18 protein-coding genes, 4 tRNA genes and 2 pseudogenes are annotated in these 16536 nt (G+C 65.7%); 12 read left to right on the forward strand and 12 right to left on the reverse strand.

What is annotated here, in order from left to right:
• Positions 1-147 precede the first annotated feature (147 nt).
• A pseudogene (locus tag ACQPW1_RS04605) lies at positions 148-426 on the forward strand (IS110 family transposase); the annotation flags it as partial.
• Between the two features lie 58 nt (positions 427-484).
• Here the strand turns inward: ACQPW1_RS04605 and ACQPW1_RS04610 are convergent.
• From ACQPW1_RS04610 to ACQPW1_RS04620, 3 genes and pseudogenes are all read right to left on the reverse strand, one after another.
• Entirely contained in the window at positions 485-883 is a 399-nt protein-coding gene (locus tag ACQPW1_RS04610; protein WP_433661524.1) for a PIN domain-containing protein, read from the reverse strand.
• The gene (locus ACQPW1_RS04615; RefSeq protein ID WP_433661525.1) at positions 868-1131 is read right to left on the reverse strand and encodes a type II toxin-antitoxin system Phd/YefM family antitoxin; all 264 of its coding nucleotides are present in this window, start codon (positions 1129-1131) and stop codon (positions 868-870) included. Before ACQPW1_RS04615 ends, ACQPW1_RS04610 begins: the two co-directional genes overlap by 16 nt.
• Before the next feature lie 78 nt (positions 1132-1209).
• Positions 1210-1545: pseudogene (locus tag ACQPW1_RS04620) on the reverse strand (tRNA-dihydrouridine synthase); the annotation flags it as partial.
• A gap of 97 nt (positions 1546-1642) precedes the next feature.
• On the opposite strand from ACQPW1_RS04620, the gene ACQPW1_RS04625 reads away from it, so the two are divergent.
• The gene (locus ACQPW1_RS04625) at positions 1643-1867 is read left to right on the forward strand and encodes a toxin-antitoxin system HicB family antitoxin (RefSeq protein ID WP_433661526.1); all 225 of its coding nucleotides are present in this window, start codon (positions 1643-1645) and stop codon (positions 1865-1867) included.
• Positions 1864-2232 carry a type II toxin-antitoxin system death-on-curing family toxin gene (locus ACQPW1_RS04630; RefSeq protein ID WP_433661527.1) on the forward strand — a complete coding sequence of 123 codons (369 nt, stop codon included), beginning with the start codon at positions 1864-1866 and terminating at the stop codon, positions 2230-2232. The genes ACQPW1_RS04625 and ACQPW1_RS04630 overlap by 4 nt, the downstream gene beginning before the upstream one ends.
• Before the next feature lie 10 nt (positions 2233-2242).
• On the opposite strand, the gene ACQPW1_RS04635 is transcribed toward ACQPW1_RS04630, so the two are convergent.
• The 4 genes from ACQPW1_RS04635 to ACQPW1_RS04650 all read right to left on the reverse strand — a co-directional run bounded on the left by ACQPW1_RS04635 (position 2243) and on the right by ACQPW1_RS04650 (position 5938).
• Entirely contained in the window at positions 2243-3121 is an 879-nt protein-coding gene (locus ACQPW1_RS04635) for an SDR family oxidoreductase (RefSeq protein ID WP_433661528.1), read from the reverse strand.
• A gap of 28 nt (positions 3122-3149) precedes the next feature.
• Positions 3150-3584 (reverse strand): type II toxin-antitoxin system Rv0910 family toxin, encoded by a 435-nt coding sequence (locus tag ACQPW1_RS04640; protein ID WP_433661529.1) that lies wholly within the window; start codon positions 3582-3584, stop codon positions 3150-3152.
• 154 nt (positions 3585-3738) lie between these two features.
• Positions 3739-4944, reverse strand: a complete 1206-nt coding sequence (locus ACQPW1_RS04645) for a lipid-transfer protein (protein ID WP_433661530.1) — start codon at positions 4942-4944, stop codon at positions 3739-3741.
• Positions 4945-5017: 73 nt separating this feature from the next.
• The gene (locus tag ACQPW1_RS04650; RefSeq protein WP_433661531.1) at positions 5018-5938 is read right to left on the reverse strand and encodes a MaoC/PaaZ C-terminal domain-containing protein; all 921 of its coding nucleotides are present in this window, start codon (positions 5936-5938) and stop codon (positions 5018-5020) included.
• Between the two features lie 122 nt (positions 5939-6060).
• On the opposite strand from ACQPW1_RS04650, the gene ACQPW1_RS04655 reads away from it, so the two are divergent.
• The gene (locus ACQPW1_RS04655) at positions 6061-7113 is read left to right on the forward strand and encodes an AraC family transcriptional regulator (protein ID WP_433661532.1); all 1053 of its coding nucleotides are present in this window, start codon (positions 6061-6063) and stop codon (positions 7111-7113) included.
• Positions 7114-7118: 5 nt separating this feature from the next.
• Here the strand turns inward: ACQPW1_RS04655 and ACQPW1_RS04660 are convergent, their stop codons facing one another.
• From ACQPW1_RS04660 to ACQPW1_RS04680, 5 genes are all read right to left on the reverse strand, one after another.
• Positions 7119-7985, reverse strand: a complete 867-nt coding sequence (locus tag ACQPW1_RS04660) for an SDR family oxidoreductase (protein ID WP_433661533.1) — start codon at positions 7983-7985, stop codon at positions 7119-7121.
• A 154-nt stretch (positions 7986-8139) separates the two neighbouring features.
• Positions 8140-9285, reverse strand: a complete 1146-nt coding sequence (locus ACQPW1_RS04665) for an acyl-CoA dehydrogenase family protein (RefSeq protein WP_433661534.1) — start codon at positions 9283-9285, stop codon at positions 8140-8142.
• Between the two features lie 646 nt (positions 9286-9931).
• Positions 9932-10903: an acyl-ACP desaturase gene (locus ACQPW1_RS04670; protein WP_433661535.1), complete on the reverse strand. Its 972-nt coding sequence runs from the start codon at positions 10901-10903 to the stop codon at positions 9932-9934.
• Positions 10904-11187: 284 nt separating this feature from the next.
• The gene (locus ACQPW1_RS04675; protein WP_433661536.1) at positions 11188-11781 is read right to left on the reverse strand and encodes a DUF937 domain-containing protein; all 594 of its coding nucleotides are present in this window, start codon (positions 11779-11781) and stop codon (positions 11188-11190) included.
• Positions 11782-11971: 190 nt separating this feature from the next.
• Positions 11972-12044 (reverse strand) — tRNA-Lys (locus ACQPW1_RS04680).
• Positions 12045-12903: 859 nt separating this feature from the next.
• Here ACQPW1_RS04680 and ACQPW1_RS04685 point away from each other — a divergent pair.
• The 8 genes from ACQPW1_RS04685 (at position 12904) to ACQPW1_RS04720 (ending at position 16308) form a co-directional block, all read left to right on the forward strand.
• Positions 12904-13569, forward strand: coding sequence for a TetR family transcriptional regulator (locus tag ACQPW1_RS04685; protein WP_433661537.1), 666 nt, complete (start codon positions 12904-12906; stop codon positions 13567-13569).
• Between the two features lie 95 nt (positions 13570-13664).
• Positions 13665-13737 (forward strand) — tRNA-Glu (locus tag ACQPW1_RS04690).
• Between the two features lie 28 nt (positions 13738-13765).
• A tRNA-Asp gene (locus tag ACQPW1_RS04695) sits at positions 13766-13839 on the forward strand.
• A gap of 59 nt (positions 13840-13898) precedes the next feature.
• Positions 13899-13972 (forward strand) — tRNA-Phe (locus ACQPW1_RS04700).
• A 320-nt stretch (positions 13973-14292) separates the two neighbouring features.
• Positions 14293-14874: an HD family phosphohydrolase gene (locus tag ACQPW1_RS04705; protein ID WP_433661538.1), complete on the forward strand. Its 582-nt coding sequence runs from the start codon at positions 14293-14295 to the stop codon at positions 14872-14874.
• Positions 14875-14988: 114 nt separating this feature from the next.
• A complete protein-coding gene (locus ACQPW1_RS04710; RefSeq protein ID WP_433661539.1) occupies positions 14989-15306 on the forward strand; it encodes an ArsR/SmtB family transcription factor in 318 nt (105 codons plus the stop codon).
• Positions 15303-15797, forward strand: a complete 495-nt coding sequence (locus ACQPW1_RS04715; protein WP_433661540.1) for an SRPBCC domain-containing protein — start codon at positions 15303-15305, stop codon at positions 15795-15797. The genes ACQPW1_RS04710 and ACQPW1_RS04715 overlap by 4 nt, the downstream gene beginning before the upstream one ends.
• 343 nt (positions 15798-16140) lie before the next feature.
• Positions 16141-16308 (forward strand): hypothetical protein, encoded by a 168-nt coding sequence (locus tag ACQPW1_RS04720; protein WP_433661541.1) that lies wholly within the window; start codon positions 16141-16143, stop codon positions 16306-16308.
• Positions 16309-16536: the final 228 nt, after the last annotated feature.

Below are 16536 nucleotides of genomic sequence, written 5' to 3' on the forward strand. Positions count from 1 at the left end.
AAGTCCTTTCGTCAGGAATGTGTTCCGTACGGAAAACGCCGACGAGATGTGATCTGTGACACGTGCCGTTGCTCTACGTTAACGGGGAGTTGGGAGACACGCCAAGAGAATCTCGAACGTTGTGTGCCGGGTTCGTTACGGTGCCCCCGTTGCCGCCACCACGTTTCCGGCGCGAAATCCGATGCCGGGGGCGCCAGGCTGCTGGCCGATCTGGGCCGCACCGACCGTCACACCCTGCCCGGTCACCGATGACAGCCCCACCGCCGAAGCGATCAACATCCTGGCTCGCGGTCATCAAACCTGATCTGGGCATGTAACCGCCACACCACCGCGCTGCACTTGGTGTTGCGCGAGTACTACCCGGCCGCCTTGCTCGCGTTCGACGACCTCGCCGACCGGGACGCCCTCGCCGCGCTCGCTCGCGCCGTCGATATCATTCTGACCGTTGTCGGTCGCGTGGCCTGACCAGGTTAGTGGTTCCTGGTTATGGGTTGATTTCCGTGACGCCGGGCAGTTGCCCGAACCTTGCTTTGGCATCGAGGGAAACGACGGTTCGACCGGTCTCGGCTGCGTGCGCCGCGATGATCAGATCGTGGGCGCCACGCGGCGTGCCGACGCGACGGGTGTGGGCTATGAGTTGGGCATGATGAGCAGCCGTCCGCTTGCTGTAGTCCAGCACATCGATGTCTGCCAGGAGCAAATCCAGTCGGCGCGAGCGGGCAGCCGCCCGCTCCGGGGTGTCGGCGAGCTCGATACCCACCCGGAACTCCGCTACGGTCACCGCAGCCACCGCGAGTTCGTCGTCGTCGAACACGGTCCTGTCGATCTTTGCCCGCTCGTAGGCGATCAGGACTCCGGTGTCGAGGATCAGGCTTCGGCCCACGGGTCCCTCATGTCGTCGGAAACCACTGATAATGCGTCGGTGATGTCGGACTCGTAGTCCTCGTCGAACGGCGGTGTGTCGGTGTTCTCCAAGGCGAGTCGCAGGTTGCGGCCTGTTCGTTTCGGTGCGGGCGTGATGGTGGCGACAGTGCGCCCGTGTCGCACGATGGTGATGGTCTCACCGTGCTCGGCGCGGTCGAGCACGGCGGAGAAGTTCCGCGATGCCTCGGCAGCCGTTATCGTGGTCATGGATTCAGAATATCTGAATCGCAATGAAGTGTCGCCCCGGCCGCTGCAGTATCGGCGATGTTGTCAATGTGTTGATTTTGGGCAGCCGAAGTTCATGTCGATGTGATCGGCCCAGCCCTCGCCGACGATGATCCGCACCGCCTCGGCGAGGGTGGCCGGGTCTACGCCGTAGAGCTGCATCGACCGCGGCGACTCGTCGGCGTCGAACGCCATCATCTCCAGGGTCTTCTCGTTGCGCTCGACCACCGCCCGCGCGGTGATCATCTCGCAGACATAGATAGAGGTAGGGCTACCGAACTCGCGGCACAGCTTGCGGAACGCCAGATTCGTGATGCCCGCCATCGGCGCGAGCACCACCGCCGGATCGACCGGATACGGCCCGATCCGCAGCGCGCTCTTCGCCCCGGTAGTCATCGTCACGTCGTCCAGTGTCTCATTGACAGCGTCGACGCTGTTGTGTCCCCTCGCCTGTGTGGTGTCAAATTGCAACCATGGCCGGTATGCTGGAGGCATGACCATCAAGCCGACCACACCTGTGACGCTGCGACTGCCGAACGATGTGCATGCGCGCGTTTCCGCATTGGCGGAGGCTGATCACATCAGCCTGAACGCAGCGCTGGTTCAGGCTGCCGAGCTGTGGGCCACCGAGCGTGCGCACGGTCAGATTGTCGCGTACGCAGTGGACGACGTGATGGCCCGGCGCAGTGAGCTGCTGGCGCGCCTGCGGGACGCATGATCTACCTGACCACCGAAGATGTGATCCGAATCAATGGATTGCAGCTCGGCGGGAGTCCGGCTGTGCGCGATGTCGGTCTGGTCGCCTCAGCAGTGGCGCGCCCAGCGACGGTCGCATTCGGTGTCGAGGCGTACCCGGCCATCGATCACAAGGCGGCCGCGTTGTTGCACTCGATTGTGTGCAACCACCCGTTCGTGGACGGCAACAAGCGAACCGGCTGGGTGGCGTGCGAAGCCTTCCTACTCGCGAACGGATACCGTACTTCGCTTTCCGACGATGACGCTTTCGACCTTGTGATCAGAACCGCTACGACATGCTCGGACATCGAGGTCGGCGATATCGCAGCAGCTCTGCACGTAGTCTGAGGCCAGTCGATCAGCCCAGTTCGGGTAGGCGCGTGGCCAGATCGTCGAGTTGCCACGGACCGTCGGTTTCGATGGTCTTGGTGGCGGTCCATCCGTTGAGCGCGGAGATCGCGCCGCCCTGGACCGCGAAGACCTGGCCGGTGATCGGGCACTTCTCCTGGGCCAGGTAGGCGACGATGGGTGAGATGTTCTCCGGCGCAAAGGCATCGAACTCGCCCGCGGGGACCTCCTCGGCGAACATGGCGCCCATGCCGGGGGTGGCCAGGGTGAGTCGGGTGCGGGCGACCGGGGCAATGGCGTTGGCGCGCACGCCGTATCGCTCCAGTTCGAGCGCGGCGACCTGGGTGAGCGCGGCGATGCCCGCCTTGGCCGCGCCGTAGTTCGCCTGACCGGGATTGGGCATGAAGGTGCCCGAGGCGGACGCGGTGTTGATCACCGACGCCGCTACCTGCTGGCCGGCCTTCGACTGTTCCTTCCAGTACGCGGCGGCGTGGTGCAGCACCGCGAAGTGGCCCTTGAGGTGCACCGCGATCACCGCGTCCCACTGCGCCTCGTCCATCGCGGCGATGAACGCGTCGCGCAGGATGCCCGCGTTGTTGACCAGGATGTCCAGCCCGCCGAAGGCGCTGATCGCCTGTTCGACAAGGGCTTTCGCACCCGCCCAGTCGGCGATGTTCGCAGTGTCGGCGACCGCGCGCCCGCCCGCCGCGATGATCTCGTCGACCACCTGCTGCGCGGGCCCGGCGTCGGCGCCGACGCCCTCGTTGTTGCCGCCGAGGTCGTTGACCACGACCGCGGCTCCTTCGGCGGCGAGCCGCAGCGCGTGTGCCCGGCCGATGCCGCGGCCTGCGCCGGTGACGATGGCGACGCGTCCGTCCAGCGAACCCATGGTGTTCCTTTCGAGGTGGGGACCGTGCTCAGGCGAGCAGACCGGCGAGGTTGCCGAGGGAGGCGTCGAGTTCCTTGGTGGAGGCGCGTTCGATCGCGCCGCCGATGGCGCCGACCATCATCTGGCTGATGAACTCCGCGTCGATGGTGACCAGAGAGGCGTTGTCGCCCTTGGCTGCCACGGTGAGCGTGAAGCTGATCTTCGCGCCCGCCAGGCCGACGCCGGAGAACTTCGTCGAGTTCGGGGCGTCGTAGGCGTCCACGGTGAAGGTGATGGTGTTCGCCATCCCCATGATGGTGAGTACCTCGGTCATGGTGGCCCCGGTGGACAGCTGCGCGGGCGGCAGCTCCTTCCACTTGGTGTGTACGGTCAGCCACTCCTCGAAGCGGTTCGGGTCGGACAGCACCGCCCACACCTTCTCCTGCGCGGCCGGAAACTCCTTGGATACCTTGGCTTGTGCCATGAGATTGATCCTTACTTCGGGTGTTTTGGTGGGTGTCCCAGCGCAGCTACCGATTTCGTGGGTACATGGGTAACTCGTCGGGGACAGGCCAGCGCGCCTTCCGCATCGCCGCCGGGCGCCAACGCAACTGTTTTGGCACCTAGGTCTGGCCTGATTACGCGGAGAGGCGGGCTAGCCGGTAGGCGGTGACGATCGCCGCCCCGCCGAGGCCGATGTTGTGGGCGAGTGCGACTTTCGCGTCGCCGACCTGGCGGGCCTCGGCCTCGCCGCGCAACTGCCAGGTCAGTTCGGCGCACTGGGCCAGGCCGGTGGCGCCGAGCGGGTGTCCCTTGGAGATCAGGCCGCCGGACGGGTTGACCACCCAGCGCCCGCCATAGGTGGTGTCTTCGGCGTCGATCAGCTTGTGTCCCTCGCCCGCACCACACAGGCCGAGCGCCTCGTAGGTGAGCAGCTCGTTGGGGGAGAAGCAGTCGTGCAGCTCGATCACGTCGAGGTCGTCGGGGCCGATGTCGGCCTGCTCGTACACCTTTCGGGCCGCGGCGGCGGTCATGTCGACGCCGACCAGCGAGCGCGCCGTCTTGGTGGCGAAGGTGGACTCGAGGTCGGTCACCAAAGCCTGGCCGACGATTTCCACGGCCCGATCGCCGAGGTCGTGCTCGTCGACGAAGCGTTCACTGGCCAGCACCGCCGCGCCCGAACCGTCGGAGGTGGGCGAGCACTGCAGCCGAGTCAGGCCGAGCGGCTCGTAAACCATTTTGGCGCTGGTGATCTCGTCGAACGTGTACACATCCCGGAACTGCGCGTACGGGTTGTTCGCCGAATGCCGGTGGTTCTTCTCCGCGATCTTGGCGAAATGCGCAGGGGTGGAGCCGTATTGCTCCATGTGCTCGACCCCGGCCGCGCCGAACATCCACGGCGCCACCGGCATCGCGAACTCGCGCAGCTGGGCCAGCGCCTCGATGTGGCGCAGCAGCGGCTGCTCCCGGTCGGTGTAGCCCGCCTCCAGCGAACCGGACTGCATCTTCTCGAAGCCGAGCGCCATGGCGCAGTCGGCGAGCCCGCCGCGAATCGCCCTGGCCGCCAGGTACAGCGCCGAGGACCCGGTGGAACAGTTGTTGTTCACGTTGACCACCGGCAGCCCGGTCAGCCCGAGCTCGTAGATGGCGCGTTGCCCGCTGGTCGAATCGCCGTAGACGTAGCCGACATACGCCTCCTGCACCTGGTCGTAGCGGATGCCCGCGTCGGCGAGCGCCTTGCTGCCCGATTCCTGCGCCATGGCCGGGTAGTCCCAGCCCTCGCGGCGGCCGGGCTTCTCGAACTTGGTCATGCCGACCCCGATGACGAAAACCCTGTTGCTCATGCTTCCACCTCGCTGGCGCTCGGTTCCAGCATGCGCAACGCGCACTGACACATGATTCGCTCGCTGTGCTCGCTCATATCGTTTCCTTGTCGAATGCGGGCTCGAACTCCGCGAGCCCGTCCTGGATGACGAATTGGTCGCTGTCGGAACAGGTTTCGAAGGCGTAGCGATCGCGCCCGTCCTGCTGGTCGGTCGCCCACGCCGCGGTGGTGATGGTCTGCTCCGGGAACGCGGGCGAACTCAGCCGCACGGCAAGCCTTTTCAGGCGGGTCGGATCGTCCGGGCTGATCCGGCTGATCAACGCGTGCGAGATGAACGCGATGGTGCACAACCCGTGGATGATGATGCCCGGCAACCCCATCGCCTTGGCGAACTCGTCGACGAGGTGGATCGGCATCGGATCGCCCGCGGGCCGGGCGTAGCGGAAGGTCTGGTCCGCGTCGAAGGTCTGCGCCGCGCGGAAGTCCGGTTCGCGGGACCGCAGGTTCTCGTCGAACGAGTGCGCAGGACTCGGTTCGCCTCGGGCGCCGTCGAATTGGCCGCCGCGGAAGAAGCCGACGAAGTACTGCTCGTTGACGAGGTCGCCGCTGCCGACGCTGTAGGTCTCGATGTGCGAGGTGACCACCACGCCCGAGGATTTGCCCTCGATCCCGATCGGCCTGGCCCGCACCTCCAGGGTCTCGCCGGGTTCGATCGGCCGGTGGAACCGGAAGTCGTGCTCGCCGTGCAGGATCCGCAGCATCAGATCGTCGGGCACCACCGACATGGCCGCGTCGGCCATCATCACCGTGATCGGCACCACCGCGAAAACCGGTGGCGCGTATATCCCGTCGACATGCTGCTCGAGCGGATCGTTCGTGGCTGCCGCATAGGCGATGGTGCGTTCCCGCTCCACCTCGAACGTGTCGCGCGCACCCCAGTTGCCCAACCGCTCCAGGTTGAAGGTCGTCCCGTCCGTCACTGCCGCCGCACCGGTCGACTCGTCATTGCCCATACCGCAACGCTAGGAATCGGCGGCCGCGGCCGGGATGACCGCGCGGCGCACGTTCGGTGACCGCCGCGCTCACCGCATCCGGCCTGGTAGGTTCGCGTCGACCAGGGACGCAGGAGGTTGTGGTGGCGGCAAGGACGGTGCCGATCGACTTCGTACGCTCCGCCGTCGCCACCGCCCAGCGCCAAGGCGTCGACATCGAGCAGCTGCTCGCCAGCGTGGGCGTCGCGCCCGAGCTGCTCGCCCAGGATCGGGCGCGGGTGACGGTCGATCAGGTGGCCACGACCATGCGCCAACTGTGGCGGATCACCGACGACGAACTGTTCGGCCTCGGCCCGGCCCCGGTGCCGCGCGGGTCGACCCGGCTGGTCGGCTTCGGCTTGCTCGCCTGCCGCGATCTGGGCTCGGCGATCGCACGGTTCGGCGAATACCAACGACTGCTGCCCGGCCTGCCGCTGATGGCGATGACCATCGACGGCGGGCGCACCCGGTGCACGCTCGACACCAGCGTGCTCGCCGCGGGCGAAGAGCTGCTCACCGTGTTCCTGCTCGCGGCGGTGCACCGGATGATCTCCTGGGGCATCGGCCGCCGAGTTGCCTTGCGCCAGGTCGAGTTTCCGTATCCGCGGCCGCGCAATATCGCCGACTACGATCTCGTCTTCGGCGCCCCGTTCGTCTTCGAGGCCGCCACCGCGGCCATCACCTTCGACAGCGAGCTACTGAGCGCGCCGCTCACCCGGACCGAAGAAGACCTCATCGACTGGGCCCGCAACGCCCCCGTCGACGTGCTGTCCCGCCGCGACTACGGCACCTCGCTCGCCGAACAGGTGCGCAAGATCCTCACCCGCGGTCTGCGTGGTGGCCAGGGGACGGCAGACGGCGGAGCCGGCAGGGTGGGTGAACACTGGCCGACCGCCGACGAGATGGCCAAGCGGTTGGCCATGAGCCCACAGACGGTGCGCCGCAAGCTCGGCGAGGAGGGCACCTCGATCACCCAGATCCGCGAGGACATCCTGCGCGACGCAGCGGTGGCCAGCCTGGTGCGCGGCGACGAGACGGTCGAGGCGCTCTCGGCCCGGCTCGGCTTCTCCGAACCGAGCGCGTTCCGGCGCGCGTTCCGCCGCTGGACCGGCAGCCCGCCCGGCTCCTACCGTGGTTCCCGGCCGAAGTCGGGTTGAGTCTCCTACTGGCCGCGCAACCGACGGTGGTACTTCTCCCTGATCTCGGGATCCGGCTGCGCGTAAGCCGTTGTCGCCCCGGTGAATCGCGCGACGACCAGCTGCGCCCGATACGGCAACAGCTGCGCGGTCTTGATGATCGCGGCCAGCCTGCGCGGCACCGTCACCATCGGTTTCCCCTTGACCACCGTCCGCACGATCGCCTGCGCGACGTCCTCGGGGTCCACGGTCGTCATCGGCTCGATCCAGCTCGGCATGTTCGCGCCGGCCGACAGTTCGGTGCGCACGATGCCCGGCAGCACCGCCGAGACCTGCACGCCGTGCTCCTTCATCTCCAGATGCAGCGCCGAGGTGAAGCCGACCACCGCGTGCTTGGTCGCGCAGTAGGTGGCCAGCCCCGGAAAGCCTTGCGTCCCAGCCAAGGACGCGATGTTGATCAGATGCCCGCAGCCGCGCGCCAGGAAGCGCTGGGTGGCCAGCCTCGATCCGTGGATCACGCCGCGCAGGTTGATGTCGACGATCCGGTCGGTCATCGCCTCGTCCTCGTCCGCGAACAACCCGGTCGGCATGATGCCCGCGTTGTTGACGAGCACATCCAGCGGCCCGAGTTCCTCTTCGAGCTGATCGAGGAACGCGGCGAACGACGCCCGGTCGGTGACGTTCAGCGGCAGGCCGATGATCTTGGCGGCCGGGTCCGCGCCGAGCTCCACCGCCGTCTTGGCGACCAGCTCCACATCGATGTCCCCGATCGCGACCGCGGCGCCCGCCCCGAGAAACGCCTCCGCCGTGGCGCGGCCGATGCCGCGGGCCCCGCCGGTGATCGCGACGACCTTTCCGGTGAGCGAGCCGTCGCCGTTCGGTGCACTGGTCATATTCTCGGCCTTCCCATTTCGTGATCGATCGAGCACGCACCAGGCGGCGGACACACGGCCGACCGGTGCGGCGCAATACCCCCAGTGTCGGCGTTCATCGACGGATCATCGGCGGATTCGGCAATCACGAAGCGGCCGAGCGGAACTGAGTCGCTCAGAGCCCGCGCGCGATGATCTCCTTCATGATCTCGTTGGTGCCGCCGTAGATCTTCTGGATCCGAGAATCGGTGAAGATCCGCGCGATCGGATATTCGGCCATGTATCCGTAGCCGCCGAACAGCTGCAGACAGCGGTCGGCCAGGATGTTCTGCTGCTCCGAAAGCCATAGCTTGGCTTTGGCGGCGGTGGGGATATCAAGATCACCGGTGACGTGCTTCTCGACGCAGTCGTCGAGGAAACTCCAGCCGACGGTGACCGCCGTATCACATTCGGCCAGTGTGAATTTGGTGTTCTGAAACGCGAAAAGCGGCTTGCCGAAGGCGGATCGCTGCTTGGTGTACTCCAGGGTGAGCTCGACCGTCTTCTCCATCGTCGCCATCGCGGTGACCGCGATGATCAGCCGCTCCTGCGCGAGCTGCTGCATCAGCTGGATGAAGCCCATGTTCTCGGCCTCGCCGATCAGGTTGGTGCGCGGCACCCGCACCTCGTCGAAGAACAGCTCGCAGGTGTCCTGCCCGTGCTGGCCGATCTTGTGCAGGTTGCGCCCGCGCCGGAAGCCCTCCCGGCTGGTCTCGACCGCGATGAGCGAGAGACCACCCGCGCCGCCCGCCTCGTTGGTCTTGGCGACCACCAGCACCAGGTCGGCCAGAAAACCGTTGGAAATGAACGTTTTCGCGCCGTTGACGACGTACTCGTCGCCCTGCACCGTCGCGGTGGTGCGGATCGCCTGCAGGTCCGATCCGGTGCCCGGCTCGGTCATCGCGATGGCCGCGACGATCTCGCCGGAGGCCAGCTTCGGCAGCCAGGTCTTCTTCTGCTCGTCCGTGCCGTACCCGGCGATGTAGTGCGCGATGATCGTGCTGTGCACCGGCCCGCCGAAGCTGGGCGCCAGCGCGCGCACCTGCTCGATGGCGATCACCGCGTCATGCCGGAAGTCGCCGCCCCCGCCGCCGAACTCCTCCGGGACGCTGGGGCACAGCAGGCCGAGCTCGCCCGCGCGCAACCAGACCTCGCGGTCGATGTGCTGCTGCTGGGCCCACCGCTCCTCGTGCGGCGCGCATTCCTTGCCGAAGAAGTCGCGCGACAGCTCGGCCAGCGCGTCCATCTCCGCATCCATCCACCGTGAGCGGTGCCTCGTCATGTTCGCCCGTCCCTTCGCGCAGCCGACGTCCTCGTCGTGCCCTCACCGTAGGAACTGCCAGGTCGGGTGGGTAGGACCGAGCCGCCCGAATCCGATGACCGGAGCGCTCTCGCCCAGCCTTTCCCTGCCCGACCGGCGGCGATATCGCCGACCGAAAAGGTAAGGGTGGCTCATGCGCAGATATCGACCGATTGCTCGATTGGTGTCGCAACGCTGAACTACCAGGACATCAATGGTGGGTGAACCGGCTGAAGTCGAATACCACGCGGTGAGGTCCGAGCTCGAACAGATTCAGTGCGAAGGTCGTTTTCGAACATCTGCGTCGCGAATGTGTTTGTGAACGCGAGTAGCACAATCGCATGGAATCCGGAAGGTATGAATACGTCGCAACCGACAACGTCTAGATGAACAAGAACCCGATTGGCGGATCGCCGATGTCGGTGGAGTCGACGGCGCTGTCCCGTTGAAGTAAGCGGGCGCGTCTATTGCGGCAAGGCCAACGTTTAGAGGTTTATTGCGTCGAACCTAATCTTCGACGCAATAAACCTTCGAAGTCGGAAATAGCTGGACCCGGCGATAGCCGGACATACGCGAGCCGCCGCCCGGTGACCCGGGCGGCGGCTCGATGTCGATCGGGGGTGCGAGCTCAGCTCGCGGTGCTGCTGGCCATCTGGCGTTCGGCCTTGGCGGCCTCGCGGGCGAGCATGCGGTCGCGCTGCTCTTCGAACTTCAGCACATCCTTGCCGAGCCGGTCGAGGTACGCGGCGAGCCGCTCGCGGCAGGCCTCACCGCGGCCGGTGAAGTCCTCGCGCTCGAAGATGCTCCACTTCTTGAGCACCGGCTGCACGACCTCTTCCATGTGCTGGCGCAGGTCGTAGATGCCGTGCTTGGCCATCAGCACGCCGTTGCGGCGGAAGTTGGGCATCCCGGCGCCGGGCATCTGGAAGTTCTCCAGGATCAGCGTGATGGCCTCGATCGCCTGGTCCGGGGACAGGTCGAGCGCGGCGGCGCACATGTTGCGGTAGAAGATCATGTGCAGGTTCTCGTCCGCGGCGACGCGCTGGAGCATGCGGTCGGCGATCGGGTCGTCACAGACCTTGCCGGTGTTGCGGTGGCTGACGCGGGTGGCCAGCTCCTGGAAGGTCACGTACGCGACGGAGTGCAGGAAGCCCGCGTCGGCCTCGGTGGGCGACGCGAAGCCGTTGGTCATGTGGACCATCCGCGCCTCTTCGAGGGCGACCGGGTCGACGCCGCGGGTGACCACCAGGTAGTCGCGCATCACGATGCCGTGCCGGTTCTCCTCGGCGGTCCAGCGGCCGACCCAGGTGCCCCACGCGCCGTCCTGCGAGAAGTTCTCGGCGATCTCGCGGTGGTAAGAGGGGAGATTGTCCTCGGTCAGCAGGTTGGTGACCATGGCGGCTTTCGCCACCTCGCTCAACCGGGACTGTTCCGGATCCCAGTCGATACCCCCGAGTGCGGCGAAATTGCGGCCTTCATCCCACGGGACGTAGTCGTGCGGATGCCATTCCTTTGCCAAGGAGAAGTGCCGGTTGACGTTTTCTGCGGCAACCGGCTCCAACTCCGTAAGAAGCTCGAGTTGAGTCAGATCCCTTGCCATGTATGAACCCTTCAGTCTGTGCGTCCGGTCGTGCTAGGTCATCCCCCCAAGGTAGACCGATGCCGTGCGGCCATACCTTACGGCACCGTAGGTGTGATGCGAAACGCATCCGAATGCCTGTTGATGCCCCGTGATGCACGTCATACGCCGTCGTTGGCGTTCGGCGACCACTGTCGAGTGTATGGCCTCGGCCCGCAGCTAGGGGACTATCGCTACGGGCCGAGGAGTGTTAGCGCGGCGTGCTGTACTGCACACGCCGCCGTGAAATGTATAGGCCGCCCCGCTCAGTGTTTCCCGCCGAACAGGCCTCCGAGAACGTTCCCCAGCGCGCCACCGGCGTTCTTGGCCAGTGCTTCGCCGATCGCCCCGCCGATGCCGCCGCTCTTGCTGCTGCCGCCGAGTAGCCCGCCGAGCACATCGCCGATGCCGCCGTTGCCGGACTGCGGCTGGGTCTGCGGGGCCGCGTTGCCGCCGCCACCGGTCATCTGCTTGGCCAGGTAGGCGAGCACGATCGGGGCGAGGATGGGCATCAGCTTGGCGATCAGGTCGTTGCCACCGGTGCCCTCGGTCGCGCCGAGGGTGCTGATCACGGTGTTCTGCTCTGCGCCGAAGACGTTTTGGACGATCTTCGATCCGTCGGCGACGTCGACCTTGTCGATATCGACCTGCCCCTCGCCCTCGACCAGGTCGCCGTGGTTGTCCAGGGCACCGACGAGCGAGGCCGCGCCTTCGGGTTCGGTCGCATTCGCCTGCAGCCCGCCGAGCAGGGTGGGCAGTGCCGCTTTCACCGCGTTGGTCGCGGTGCTCTCGTCGACGCCGAGCTTCGACGCGATCTGGGCGATGGGTACCTGGGAGAGCAAATCATCGAAGGAAGTCATCAGCTCCGCCTTGTCGAGGGATGACCCGGGATTGCCCGTGTCGCGCTCACAGTAGGGGAATGCCCGGATGGAGTGTGGTGTTTCAGACCCGCGCGCCGAGGCGCGTTCTCAAGTATGGACCTCGCGATAGGGCAGCGACAGCCCTCCGGAAACGAGAGCGGGCGCCCGGTGGAACCGGGCGCCCGACGAGTGCCCCCAGTAGGGCTCGAACCTACGACCTGCGGATTAAAAGTCCGTAGCTCTACCAACTGAGCTATAGGGGCGCGGTGGGCCAGTGTAGTGGGCGCGGCGCGATGGCCCAAATGGGGGAGCGGGCAGTGTCGCGGGTCGGCTGTGCCTCGGATCGCGACGGTCGGCGAGTGGTGGCAATCTGACGCCGAGACTTGTTGTCGCGCCTAGTAACGCGCGATGTGTGGCTCACGATCTTGCCGGTAAACATTTGGTACCCAACTTTGTTCATTGCGCCGAGAATTGGCTACCATCCAATCATGTTGGGTAGCAATGTCTTTGGATTTGCGGGGGTGGGTGGCCTGAGCTCGGGTGCACGTGCGGGTGGGTGAGCGGGCAGGCTCGCTGCCGCCGGCCGGCGTTCCGGTCGTCCGGTCTTGTCGGGTGAACGTTGCTGGGCCGCTGTCGAATTGGGGGAACGGGTACCGAGGGAAGTTTGGTTGCGCGATGTTTGCTGTAACAGTAAACCGGGCCGGTCAGTTACCTGACTCGTCGGTTTGCCGCGTGTCGGATGGGGTTTCCGGGTACGGTGACGACTTGATGAATTCAGTAAGAATCGCCGACTGGTTCGGTGATTCTGAATTCGGCTTATCGTTGATGTGCCCGAACGTGTCGCGACCGGTCCGGCCGATCGTGGCTTCCCTGAAGACAACGCCGCAGGAGGCAGATCCGAGACGAAGAAATACCCGGGTGCGCACCCCCTGCGGCGCACCCGGGCAGGAAAACTATACCAGCTGGTGTGTTTCAGGTTTTTCGCAAGTTTTCGTACCGAAAGTTTGAAACTGGGCGAAAACCCGGTTTGAAGTATTGATAAAACTCATAACTTCGCGCCAAGGGCCCGTTCCTTTGGGGGTGGCTGATTGGCGGCGAGTAGGCTTCGGAGGCGTTTCGAGCATGGCACGGCAGCAAGAGCGGGCCCGCCGGACACGTGCGGCGATTATCAGGTCCGCCGCCGTTGAGTTCGGGAAGAGCGGCTATGCCGCTGCATCGCTCAACCGCATATTGGAAGGGTCGCGTGCCACCAAGGGCGCCATGTACTTCCATTTCGATTCCAAGGAAGATCTCGCGCGCGCCGTACTGGAGACGGCGGTCGAACGCTATCGCGCATCGGCCGAGCGTTGGCTCGGCCGAACGGATCTCGGACCACTGGACGTCATGCACGGCATGATCGACGAGATGGCATTACGGCTCGAGCACGACATCATCGTGCAGGCCGAATACCGGTTGATCATCGAACCCGACTTCTATCGGGACGTGCAAACCGGTGGCGGCCGAATACTCGGGCGCGCCACCCGCGCGCTCACGGTCCGCGCCATCGACCAGGGCCAGCTGCGTGCCAACGCGGACGCGGACCGGTTCACCCGCACGCTGACCGCCGCGCTGGCCGGCCAGCGCTACATGGTCGACGCGCAAGGCAGCGCCATCGACCTGCGCGCCCGCTTCGAGGAAGCACTCGAGGTGGTCGTCGAATCCATGGCCACCCCCGAGTGGGCCGAGAAGTTCCGCAACGACGGCTGGCGCGCCCACGCACGCCTCGAAGAGCTCAGTTTGGGACTCTGAACAGCCGATTTGGGAATCGAGTCCGGTCTGTCATAAGCTAACCGGGCTCCCAACGGACAGCCGTTGAAGCCGGTTCCGGAGAAATCCGGAGGCGAGCCCCCTTCGTCTAGCGGCCTAGGACGCCGCCCTTTCAAGGCGGTAGCGCGGGTTCGAATCCCGTAGGGGGTACGGTCTTCGGACCGTTGGTAGTAAGCAAGGCCCTGTGGCGCAGTTGGTTAGCGCGCCGCCCTGTCACGGCGGAGGTCGCGGGTTCGAGTCCCGTCAGGGTCGCAAGTGAGGCGCCGGAGCAATCCGGCGTTTCGCGTATGGCATTCAACTCGGGTGCCTGCGGCCAGGTAGCTCAGTTGGTACGAGCGTCCGCCTGAAAAGCGGAAGGTCGCCGGTTCGATCCCGGCCCTGGCCACTCCACTCGTAGGCGAGCCCTGCACGCAGAAAGCGCGTGCCGGGCTCGTTTCGTTCGTTTCTTGTGGGGGTGCAACCCCCACGCCCCGCCCGGCGGGCTTCGCCCCCGGACCCCCTCCGTCGTATGCCGCCCTCCCGCGCCCCGCTCGTCGGGGCTTTGTCCCCCTGACCCCAGACTGTGGTCGCGTCGGGTAGGTGAGCTGCGGACTCAGTCCATGCCCGGTCGGTGGGCTTCGTCCCGGACCATCCCTCGAGCGCTACTCCGCGTCCTGCTTGGCGCGGTTGCATGGGAGAGCAGTTCGGCCAGGGCAGGATTGGGCCATGTCTGAGCTGATGACTAGTGGCTTGATCGACGAGATCCTTGCCGAACATCGCGAGGATTGGTCGTGTGGGGATGACGAGGGGTGGGCGGGGTATCGAAACCACGCGCAGCGGGTGTTTTTGTTTGCTCGGGAGCTGACGGCTCCGGGGGTTGAGGTTGACGAACGGATCGCGATTGCCGCGGCATTCCATGACATCGCTGCGCTTCGTACTGTGGACTATCTCGATCTGGATCTGGAACCGATGCGTGCCTGGCTGGCTGCTTACGGGCGTCCGGAGTGGTATCGCGAGATCGCGCTGGCGATGACTTTGCATCACCGGATCCGGCCCTACCGTGGTGAGGCGGCATGGCTGGTCGAAGGTATCCGTCGCGCCGACTGGATCGAATGCTCTGCGGGACTGCTGCGGTCCGGGCTCTCCCGTGACCTTGTCCGGCGCACCCAGCGGGCTTTGCCGATGCGAAAGTTCGCTATCGACAGCGGGATAAAGATCGTGCGGCATGCCTTGACCCATCCGGGGAATCCACTGCCCTTCTGGCGTTCTGGTCCCACTCTGCGGCGTATAGCGCAGGTCGAGCCCTGACCTGACAAGCGCGGTGCGGGTCTGCGCCGACTCCATCGACTACCTGATGGTCGGCGTACTGCCGCCTTGAATATGCCTTGACAGTTATATAACTGGAGTGGAATTATCGGGCGGGTGACCACGGCTAGCGTTTTTCAGGTGTTGGGGGAGCCGAGCAGGTTGGCGATTCTGGAGGTTTTGCGGGAGGGGGAGCGGCCTGTTGGGGAGTTGGTGGGGCGGTTGGGGATCAGTCAGCCTGCGGTTTCCAAGCATCTTCGGGTGTTGAAGGAAGCGGGGCTGGTTGAGGTTCGGGTCGATGCGCAGCGGCGGCTGTATCGGATCAGGACGGAACCGCTTGTGCAGGTGGACGATTGGTTGGCGCCGTATCGCGAGCTGTGGAACAGGCATCTCGATCTACTGGAAGAACATCTCGAGCGACGGAGGCAGGAATGACTCAGGCAGAGCTTCGTACCGATGGGGCGCGGCCGGCGGTACGGCTGGAACGAAAGTTGGCGGACCCGCCGGCGGTGGTGTGGCAGGCGATCACCGAGCGGGAACAGCTGCGGGCCTGGTTCCCGTGCGACGTGGAGGTGGTCGGCGGTGTGTGGGAGGTCGGGGCGGCGATCGCATTCGACTTCGGCACCGAGATGAGCGGAATGACGCTCACCGGTGAGGTATTCGCCGTCGACGAGCCGAAGCTCTTGGCGTTCAGTTGGGGCGAAGAACGGTTGCAGTTCGAATTGACGCCGGACGGGAGTGGGACGCACCTGGTCTTGACCGATGAGCTGCCCGCGGATGCGGCGGCCCGCAACGCCGCCGGTTGGGACGAGTGCCTCGACCGCATCGCCGGAATCGAGCCCGGCGACTGGAAATCGCGCTTCGACACCTACGCCGCGACCTTCGAACCCCTCGTCGGCCCCCAATCCGGCCCGCCCACCGACTGATCCACCACGAACGGGACATGACGGCGGCAAAGTGCGAGTAGCGCCGCCGTCATGTCCCGTTCGGTGGAGGCGCAGGGCCCGACGGGTCCACCGCTTGATCGTGCGGGTGCTCACTCGATACGTTCCGTCTGCATCGCGGGCCCTTTTCGTGCTCTTCGGCACAGTTCCCGTGCCGACGCACTCATCCACTCCCGCCACCTCTGGTGATCCGGTCCGTGAGTGGCACATGGCTGCGGCGAATCGCGAGTAGACCGCTCCGTGGTGTGCCAAACACGGCGGACGACCCGGCCGGTGATCTTGGAAATGGGGTTGTGGGGGCGGTGGCGGTGGAATGCTGGGGGGTATGGCTGAGCGCTGGTATTACTGCTTGAAGCACAAGCGGGCCGAGAAGGGGCGGCAGTGCTGGTTCCAGGATCGGATGGGGCCGTATCCGGATCAGGCGACCGCGGAACGTGCGTTGGAGATCGTCAAGGCGCGCAATGCGCAGGCCGACGCCAGGGACGCGGATTGACGCTGTAGTGACTGCGGGCGGGTAGTCCGCTGTGCGGCAAGTGATCTGGTCGCGGCGGTGGGCGCGGTGGTCGGCACCGGGCGGAAACCACGTGGCGAAAGTGATCTTGTGACGCGCGACGATGCGTGCGCGGTATCGGTGACCAGGTAGATCCACTCAGGCGTTGTTCAGAGCGATCAAGTACGGTTTCTCAGAACTCAAACTAATGCTCGGTGGTCCTGACGTGGG

The sequence above is a fragment of the Nocardia sp. CA-128927 genome (assembly GCF_050955855.1).
Taxonomy (GTDB): Bacteria; Actinomycetota; Actinomycetes; order Mycobacteriales; family Mycobacteriaceae; genus Nocardia.